Annotated in this window: 6 protein-coding genes and 1 tRNA gene; 4 read left to right on the forward strand and 3 right to left on the reverse strand. The window is 33.4% G+C overall.

From position 1 onward, the window contains the following. Positions 1 to 348: 348 nt before the first annotated feature. Positions 349 to 528 carry a hypothetical protein gene (locus J8281_RS18620; RefSeq protein WP_210199179.1) on the reverse strand — a complete coding sequence of 60 codons (180 nt, stop codon included), beginning with the start codon at positions 526 to 528 and terminating at the stop codon, positions 349 to 351. A 238-nt stretch (positions 529 to 766) separates the two neighbouring features. On the opposite strand from J8281_RS18620, the gene rnr reads away from it, so the two are divergent. From rnr to J8281_RS18635, 3 genes are all read left to right on the forward strand, one after another. Continuing rightward, positions 767 to 2965, forward strand: a complete 2199-nt coding sequence (gene rnr / locus J8281_RS18625) for a ribonuclease R (RefSeq protein ID WP_210199180.1) — start codon at positions 767 to 769, stop codon at positions 2963 to 2965. A gap of 147 nt (positions 2966 to 3112) precedes the next feature. Beyond that, complete coding sequence (locus tag J8281_RS18630; protein WP_210199181.1) at positions 3113 to 3787, forward strand: head GIN domain-containing protein; 675 nt, start codon at positions 3113 to 3115, stop codon at positions 3785 to 3787. A gap of 39 nt (positions 3788 to 3826) precedes the next feature. After that, entirely contained in the window at positions 3827 to 4522 is a 696-nt protein-coding gene (locus tag J8281_RS18635) for a LysE family translocator (protein WP_210199182.1), read from the forward strand. A 124-nt stretch (positions 4523 to 4646) separates the two neighbouring features. Here the strand turns inward: J8281_RS18635 and J8281_RS18640 are convergent. Continuing rightward, positions 4647 to 4717: transfer RNA gene (locus tag J8281_RS18640), tRNA-Cys, on the reverse strand. 94 nt (positions 4718 to 4811) lie between these two features. After that, positions 4812 to 5168, reverse strand: coding sequence for a dihydroneopterin aldolase (gene folB, locus J8281_RS18645; RefSeq protein ID WP_210199184.1), 357 nt, complete (start codon positions 5166 to 5168; stop codon positions 4812 to 4814). Between the two features lie 174 nt (positions 5169 to 5342). Here folB and J8281_RS18650 point away from each other — a divergent pair, with 174 nt between their 5' ends. Next, positions 5343 to 7388, forward strand: coding sequence for a glutamine--tRNA ligase/YqeY domain fusion protein (locus tag J8281_RS18650; RefSeq protein WP_210199183.1), 2046 nt, complete (start codon positions 5343 to 5345; stop codon positions 7386 to 7388). The last annotated feature ends 198 nt before the right edge of the window (positions 7389 to 7586 follow it).

The raw sequence follows: 7586 nt of genomic DNA on the forward strand, positions 1-7586 counted from the left end.
GAAAATTTATTTCTTTCACAAACTGCCTCCATAAATCAAGAGGTAGTTGAGAAAGAAATAAATTTAGCGCAAAGGCATGATGTCGGATAAGTAACAACTGTCAGATCAAGTAGTGGCTACTACAGTATATGTTTGTACAACTACAAAATCTTTCATACGTTTAAATTTTACCAATTATTTGATAATACTTTAATTATAAAATTTAGAACGCATGTAACCGCTACGCTCTCACATTAAAAATTTTAAAAATTACTTTTTGTGAAGTAGTTTTTAAAATTCATTAATGTTCGTTTCATGAAAATAAATAAGAAACCAATTATGTTTTTAAAGATACAAAATCTGGTATAACTAATTGACCTGTATAGCTTCTCTATCTTGAGTGTTAGATGTTCTTACTTCAGATTCATGTTCATTTTCTGTAGTATGGTCGATTGTGTAATTGATATAAAGCGTAAAAGAATATATACCTATCAAGAATATTAGGATAAAAAACAGCGTTATTTTATATGTTTTTTTAATCTTTTGCATTTTTTCTAAAAAGGTAAACGTCTAAGTAATTGTTGTAGTATAATAAAATTAAGTAAATTTTAAGAAAAAGTACGTATTTTGTTGACTTTTTTTATATGTAATTAATTGATTTACAGATAATGTAATATATATTACTTCAACATATGTAAGACAGTAGGATTCATAAAAGTTTACTCTTAATTTGATAGATGTTAAAAGATAAGCCGTATTTTTATCAGATATAATACAATTGATATTAATGAAAAGAAAGAGTAGAAGAAGAAAAAAGTCTCCAAAAATAGAGAATATCACTCAAGGAATACTAAAAATACTAAAATCTGAATCTAACCAATCCTTCAACTATAAGCAAATTGCTGCAAAGTTTGGAGTAAATGATGCCAGTAGTAGAAATCAAATTATAAAAAAATTAAGTCAGTTAGCAGCAAAAAAACAAATTGAAGAAGTAGAACGGGGTAAATTTAAAATTATACCACATGTAAATACATATTCTGGTATTTTAGATATTACTGCAAAAGGAAGTGGGTATGTGATCGTAGAAGATCTTGAAGATGACATTTTTATACCTAATACCAATTTAAATAAAGCCTTGCACGGTGATGAAGTGGAAGTGTATGTCTATCGCAGAAAAAGAAGAGGAAAAAGTGAAGGAGAAGTTACTCGCATTATATCGCGTAAAAAGAATGAATTTGTAGGTGTTGTCGAAATACAGAAGAATTATGCGTTTGTAAATATGCAAGACGCTAAAATGTATACTGATGTATTTGTACCTAAAAACAAAATTGGTAAAGCAGCTGATGGAGATAAAGTGCTGGTGAGACTAGAAGATTGGCCTGAAAATGCAGACTCACCATTTGGTACGATTATTAAGGTATTAGGAAGACCTGGCGAACATCAAACAGAAATTCATGCAATACTAGCGCAATACGGACTTCCTTACGACTTTCCGGAAGAAGTTGAAGCATATGCGAATACCCTCGATACAAGTATTCAAAGCTCAGAGATTAAGAAACGTAGAGATATGCGAAGTATTTTAACCTTCACTATAGATCCAAAAGATGCTAAAGATTTTGATGATGCTTTATCGTTTCGAGAGTTAGAGAATGGTAATTATGAAGTAGGAATTCACATTGCAGATGTTTCGCATTATGTACAACCAGGAACCATACTAGATGATGAAGCTTATGAAAGAGCAACTTCTGTCTATCTGGTAGATCGGGTGGTACCTATGTTACCCGAAGTACTTTCAAATAATGCTTGTTCATTGCGGCCTCATGAAGAAAAATACACATTTTCTGCAGTTTTTGAGATCAATAACAGGGCAGAAATCAAAAATCAATGGTTTGGGAGAACAGTAACGTATTCTGATGCTCGTTTTGCTTACGAAGAAGCTCAACATATTCTGGAAACCAAAAAGAATAGCATTCCGGCAGAAATTTCTCTTACTGGGAAAACCTATACCACAGATCAAAATATTGCCGATGCAGTTCTTACATTAGATGAGTTAGCCAAGATTATGCGAGCCAAAAGAATGCGACAAGGCGCTATTTCTTTTGACAAAGTAGAAGTTAAATTTGGTTTAAATGAAAACAATGAGCCTGTAGGTGTATATTTTAAAACATCAAAAGATGCCAATAAACTCATAGAAGAGTTTATGTTATTAGCGAATAAAAAAGTAGCAGAATTTATTGGAAAACAAAATCCGAAAAAAACATTCATTTATAGGGTACATGATGAGCCAAATGACGAAAAATTAGCAGCCTTACAAAATATTATTGGCAGGTTTGGATATAAATTAGATCTTAGAGATAGAAAAACGACGACCAAATCATTAAACAGCCTTTTAAAAGATGTGCAAGGAAAAAAAGAACAAAATCTAGTCGATACTTTAGCGATTCGTAGCATGAGTAAGGCTGAGTATACTACTCATAATATTGGTCATTATGGATTAGCATTTGAGTATTATTCTCATTTTACGTCTCCCATACGTAGATATCCAGATGTTATGGCACATCGTTTGCTGCAGCATTATTTAGATAAAGGAAAATCTGTACCTGAAGAAGAATACGAAGAAAAATGTAATCATAGCAGCACTATGGAAAATCTTGCCGCCAGTGCAGAACGAGATTCAATTAAATTTATGCAAATTAAGTTTATGCAGGATCACAAAGATGAACGGTTTCTAGGGGTGATATCAGGTGTTACAGAATGGGGGATTTATGTCGAAATTATAAGTAACAAATGTGAAGGAATGGTACGCCTCAAAGATATGAGTGATGATCATTATATTTTCGATCAGGATGAATATGCGGTTGTTGGACAAATGACGAAAAAAGTGTATCAATTAGGAGATGAAGTATATGTAAAAGTTAAACATGCCGATCTCATAAAACGACATCTGGATTTTACTCTTTTAGGAAGCAAAGAAGATATGGCATAAGTATCTTAAAATTGAAATACGGGATATTTTTCATAGACATTGCGAAAAAGAATACTATCAAAGGGTAGTTTATGTTCATTTTTGAATTACATTTCTATTATCGAGTACAACACAAATTTCTAAGTTTAATGTAAAATTTGAAATCGCATGCAAAAGTTCTTATGTTTTATAGTTTTTTTGACTTCACTATGCACACAAAGTCAGGAGGTAATTACCAGAAAGGTTGGTAACTTTAATGAGTTGAAAGTTTTTGATAAAATACAGGTGGTTTTAATCCAAAGTGACAAAAATGAAGTTGAAATTACAGGTAATAAACGAAATGAAGTCGAGATTGTTCAAAACAATAAGCTATTAAAAGTTAGAATGTCACTCGATAATCTTTGGGATGGTGATAATACCAAGGTGGTAGTTTATTATTCAGAGCTTAGAAAGGTAGATGCAAACGAAGGCGCCAAAGTAAAAGTAAAAGATATTCTTAAAGCGCCCTCTTTGGATATACGAGTTCAAGAAGGGGCAACAATAGTAGCAAAGATAGAAGCTGATCATTTATACGGCAAAATGGTTACAGGAGGTATTGTAGAGCTTTTTGGAAGCGTGGACAATCAAGATATTGTTATTAATTCAGGAGGCGAATATTATGCCAAAGATCTAAAAACTACAAATACCAAGGTTACTGTAAGTGCCGGCGGTACTGCCGAGGTACAGGCAAAAAATTATCTGAAAGCAAATACAAATGCAGGAGGTACCATTAGAATATTTGGAAAACCAAGAGAATTAGACACCCAAAAACTTTTAGGTGGAAAAATTATTGAAGTTAACTAAGTAGTTTTTTTAACTTTGTAAGAAACACTTAATTAATTTATGCTCCAGGATGCCCAGGCTGCGATACCCTTAGGATTTTTATTAGCATTTCTAATAGGACCTGTTTTTTTTGTGCTTTTAGAAACGGCCGCGATAAAAGGATTTCGGGCTGCTTTGGCAGTAGATTTAGGTGTAATCCTAGCAGATATTGTGTTTATTCTCATCGCTTATTTCAGTACAAATAAAATTCTTGAAAAAATAAAAGATGATCCTGCCTTGTTTATCTTTGGCGGAGTTTTATTGGCAACATACGGAGTAATTTCTTTTATACAAGAGAGAAAAAACTATAACAAAGTAAGAGACACTTCTGTAGAAATAATCAATAAGCACAATTACTTTAAGTTATTTGTAAAGGGCTTTCTACTTAACTTCATTAATATCGGCGTATTAGGTTTTTGGTTAAGTATTATTATCGTTATAGGTCCTCAATTAGATATGGATGAAAGTAGAATCGTTTATTTTTTTACGGTAGTTTTAGGAACTTATCTATTTATAGACATCTTTAAAATGTTATTGGCAAAACGGCTTAAAAGAAAATTAACTCCAAAAAGAACCTATATAATTAAGAGAATTATCAGTATTATGATGATTATATTCGGTGTTTTTTTAATATTGAAAGGAGTGGTTCCGAATACGGTAGAGCAAAGAATTCAGGATCAATTTGAAAGTATACGGCCAGAAACCGGTTTTAAATAAATTATCCAGTAACAAGGTAAAAATAGATTCGTTGCACTTAAATTTAGTACAAAACAAAGATTACTATATTGTATCTTTTGCTAAGGTTAATAAAAAATCCTGTAATCTATTTACAGGATTTTTGAGGTGTCGAGCGGATTCGAACCGCTGTAGATGGTGTTGCAGACCACTGCCTAGCCACTCGGCCACGACACCCGTTTCGGTTGGTTCGCAAATGTAAAAAAATTTATGTAGACTTTTTAAATGATTTTACAATAAAACGTAATAATGGCGTATTAAAAACACAAAGTTAACGTTTTTTACTTCTAATAATCGTTACCATTTCTACATTTCCTCCGATAGGCGGATTTATCTTAGCCACTGCAACTGTTGCTTTTTGTACCATGGTAATTTCTTCTAGTATGCGTTTAAGTATACGTTCTGCAGCATGCTCTAGCAATTTAGAACGAATAGCCATCTCTTGCTTTACAATATGATTAAGATGTACATAATCAACCGTATCTGCCAAACGATCACTAGTAGCAGATGTTGTTAAATCTGCTTTTATTTTTAAATCTACCCTATAATCAGAACCTATTTTTTTCTCTTCTACCAGGCAACCATGATAGGCATACACTTTTATATTTTTTAATTTTATAACTCCCACAAATTTTTTTGACAAAGGTACACAGTTTCTCGAGATGTTTTTAAGGGAAAATACCCTTTTTGTTTAGGGAGAATTAGCTAAAATATCAATATTTGAGATAGCTTAGAAGAAAAAGAGGTTTCGTACACAAGCAGGGTCAGATTTTTAGTAGTTTTGTATAAGATTTATAGCACAATGACATCCGATAAAAAACCACTCAATTTTATAGAGCATATTATAGAAGAAGACCTCAGTAACGGAATGAATCAGGAAGATTTACGCTTTCGTTTTCCGCCAGAACCTAATGGATATTTACATATAGGGCATACCAAAGCCATTGGCATCAGCTTCGGTTTAGGTCTAACCTATAATGCTCCGGTTAATCTTCGTTTTGATGATACAAATCCGGCAAAAGAAGAACAAGAGTACGTAGATGCGATTAAACAGGATATTGCATGGTTGGGTTATCAATGGGATAGGGAGTGTTATTCTTCAGATTATTTTCAGCAATTATACGACTGGACAATTAAATTAATTAAAGAAGGAAAAGCGTATATAGATTCGCAATCTGCTGAAGTTATTGCAGCACAAAAAGGTACAACTACTGAAGCGGGCACAAACAGTCCTTATCGCGATCGCAGCGTAGAAGAGAATCTAGATTTATTAGAGAGAATGAAAAACGGAGAGTTTGATGAGGGAGCTCATGTAGTACGTGCAAAAATAGACATGGCCGATCCTAATATGTTAATGAGAGATCCATTGATGTATAGAATACTTAAAAAATCACATCATCGTACGGGGGATGCATGGTGTATTTATCCTATGTATGACTGGACTCATGGAGAAAGTGATTATATAGAGCATATTTCACATTCTTTATGCTCATTAGAATTTAAACCTCATAGAAAACTGTATGATTGGTTTTTGGATCAGATATATACTACAGATATTAGACCCAAACAACGAGAGTTTGCCCGCTTAAATTTGAGCTACACCATCATGAGTAAACGTAAATTACTCCGTTTGGTAGAAGAAGGTATTGTAGCAGGCTGGGATGATCCAAGAATGCCAACTATATCTGGTTTAAGAAGACGGGGATATACACCGGCATCTATACGTAAATTCGTTGAAACTGTGGGCGTTGCAAAGCGAGAAAATGTGATTGATGTGTCGCTGTTAGAATTCTGCGTTCGAGAGGATCTTAATAAAATTGCACCACGGGTAATGGCCGTTTTGGATCCAGTTAAATTGATCATAACTAATTATCCTGAAGATAAGGTAGAATGGTTAGTAGCAGAAAATAACCCCGAGGATGCCACTGCCGGAGAAAGAAAAGTACCGTTTTCTCGAGAATTGTATATCGAAAAAGAAGACTTTAAAGAAACGGTAGGTAGAAAGTTTTTTCGATTGACTTTGGATAAAGAGGTGCGTTTAAAAAATGCTTATATTATCAAAGGTGAGCGCGTTATCAAAGATGATACGGGAAAAATTATAGAAATTCACTGTACATATGACCCCAAAAGTAAGTCGGGTAGCGGTACCGAAGAATCCAAACGAAACGTAAAAGGAACTCTACATTGGGTTTCAATGGCACACGCTATCCCTGCGGAAATACGAATTTATGATCGATTGTTTATTGACGAAGCTCCCGATAACCACAAGGACAAAGAGTTTATGGATTTTTTGAATCCAAATTCTCTTGAAGTGATTACCGGCTACGTAGAACCCAGCTTAAAAGAAGCAAAGCGATTGGATCAATTTCAATTTCAAAGATTGGGTTATTTTAATGTGGATCCCGATAGCCAAGCAGAAGCATTGGTATTTAATAAAACTGTAGGTTTACGGGATACGTGGGCAAAACAAAAGCCCACTTCTAAAGAACAAAAGTCTACAAACCAATCGCAACAAAAGAATCAAAAGCAAATACCTGCAATTGAAGAGATTAAAAGAGCTGGAAAAAAATTTACTAATGTACCAGATGATAAAAGAAAGATTCTTAGAGACACAATAAAAGAAACAGCAAAAAGCGTAACTATAGGCGAGTTAACACCTCTTTATGAAACAGCTGTAAAAAAGACGGGTACTCGTATCGCTACTATGATCGCCTTAGGTTCTATTTTAAATCATACAAAAGATACACCTAATAAACAGGCAATTGATTTTATACAAAAAGCGTTAGAAGACAAAAACGAGCTCTTACAGAATGAAGCCAGGCAACTGGCTACAAAGTATAAAGTATAACTATCAAAAAATCCAGAGATAACACTCTGGATTTTTTAGTAAGTATAAGATTTTGTAGAATAATTGTAATTTAATCTGTAGTAGCCACTACTTGATCTGACAGTTGTTACTTATCCGACATCATGCCTTTGCGCTAAATTTATTTCTTTCTCAACTACCTCTTGATTTATGGAGGCAGTTTGTGAAAGAAATAAATTT

It is taken from the genome of Aquimarina sp. U1-2, assembly GCF_017897595.1.
Lineage (GTDB): Bacteria > Bacteroidota > Bacteroidia > Flavobacteriales > Flavobacteriaceae > Aquimarina.

Coding starts and splice junctions, on each gene's coding strand:
- J8281_RS18620 (WP_210199179.1), bottom strand. CDS start 528: ATGCAAAAGATTAAAAAAACATATAAAATAACGCTGTTTTTTATCCTA.
- J8281_RS18650 (WP_210199183.1), top strand. CDS start 5,343: ATGACATCCGATAAAAAACCACTCAATTTTATAGAGCATATTATAGAA.
- rnr (WP_210199180.1), top strand. CDS start 767: ATGAAAAGAAAGAGTAGAAGAAGAAAAAAGTCTCCAAAAATAGAGAAT.
- J8281_RS18630 (WP_210199181.1), top strand. CDS start 3,113: ATGCAAAAGTTCTTATGTTTTATAGTTTTTTTGACTTCACTATGCACA.
- J8281_RS18635 (WP_210199182.1), top strand. CDS start 3,827: ATGCTCCAGGATGCCCAGGCTGCGATACCCTTAGGATTTTTATTAGCA.